Source organism: Streptomyces sp. NPDC033221 (assembly GCF_055577005.1).
This window is the reverse complement of the sequence record NZ_JBVIQN010000097.1, coordinates 1-1,551: the sequence shown is the minus strand read 5'-3', so window position 1 is coordinate 1,551 and position 1,551 is coordinate 1. Positions and strand designations below refer to the sequence as shown.

Sequence of the window (1,551 nt, the reverse complement as noted above, 5' to 3'; positions counted from 1 at the left end):
CGACGACCGGCAGCCCAATAGGCGGCGGCCCGCCCACACCGCACGTCAACCGCCCGGTCATCGTCACGCACACCGTCGACTCCGTCGGCCCGTACGCGTTGACCATCGAGCGGCCCGACGCCCAGCGTTCCACCAGTTCGGCAGGGCAGGCCTCGCCCGCCACGACGAGCGTGATGCCCGGGGGGAGGCTGCCGGGGTCGAGCGCCGCCAGGGACGAGGGCGGCAGGGTCAGGTGGGTCACGCCGTACGCGGCCACGGTCCCGGTCAGTGGCGTGCCCGGCAGCAGGCGGTCCGGAGGCGCGGTGACAAGGCAGGCGCCCGTCAGGAGCGCCATGCACAGTTCCCAGACCGACGCGTCGAAGCCGGGCGCGGCGAAGGCCAGCACCCGGCTGCCCGGCCCGGCGCCGAGGCGTTCGCGCTGGGCTGCGGCGAGGGAGGCGATGCCACGGTGGGAGACCGCCACGCCTTTCGGCGTTCCGGAGGAACCGGAGGTGTGGATCACGTAGGCGGGGCAGGCGGGACGAGCGGGGGCCGTGCGGTCGGTGTCGGTGAGGTCGGTGTCCGGCAGCGGCGTGCGGGTGCGTTCCATGGCGTCCGTACCGTCCGCGTCGTCCGCATCGAGGAGGAGGCGGGGTACGGATGTGGCCGGGAGCGCGGCGCCGGTCGCGCGGTCGGTGACCAGGAGGCCGGGGGCCGTGTCGCGGAGTAGGAAGGCGATGCGCGCGGGCGGGTACGCGGGGTCGACGGGAAGGTACGCCGCTCCGGTCTTGAGGACGGCGAGCACGGCCGTGACAAGGTCGGCGGAGCGCGGCAGCGCCAGGGCCACCACGCCTTCCGGGCCCGCGCCCCGGGCGGCCAGCAACCGGGCCAGGCGGTTGGTGCGGGCGTTCAGTTCCGCGTAGGTGAGCCGGGCGTCCGGTGAGACGACCGCCGGCGCGTCGGGGGTACGGGCCACCTGGGCCTCGAACAGTTCGGGCAACGTCGCGGCGGGCAGCCGTCGCGAGGTGTCGGGAGCGGCGGGCTCCAGCAGGACCTGCCGCTCGGCGGCGGCCATGATCTCCAGCCTGCCGATGGGCTGCCCCGGGTCCGCGACGGCCGCTTCCAGCAGCCTGCGCCACCGCGCGAGCAGCCCTTCGACGGTGGCCGGGTCGAACAAGTCCGTACGGAACTCCGCCTCCCCTTCGAGTCCGGCCGGAGCCCGCCCGGCGTCCCGGCGCTCCCGTACGACGAAGGTGAGGTCCGTCTTCGCGGTGCCGGTGGAGACGAGGACCTCCTCGGCCTCGACGCCCGGGAGCCCGTGTCCGGCCCGAGCCGTGTCGTTCATCGCGAGGGCGATCTGGAAGAGCGGGTTGCGGCCGGCGGAGCGGTCTGGATTCAGCGCCTCGACCAGCCGCTCGAACGGTACGTCCTGGTGCGCGTACGCCCGCAGATCCGTCTCCCGCACCCGCCGCACCAGCTCGTGGAACGACGGGTCGCCGGAGGTGTCGGTGCGCAGCACCAGCGTGTTGACGAAGAACCCGACCACGTCGTCCAGCGCCGCGTCGGTACGGC

Annotated in this window: 1 protein-coding gene; it reads right to left on the bottom strand. The window is 74.5% G+C overall.

What is annotated here, in order from left to right:
- The coding region (locus ACZ53K_RS42680) for a non-ribosomal peptide synthetase (protein WP_468848539.1) at nt 1-1,551 on the bottom strand (1,551 nt) is incomplete at both ends.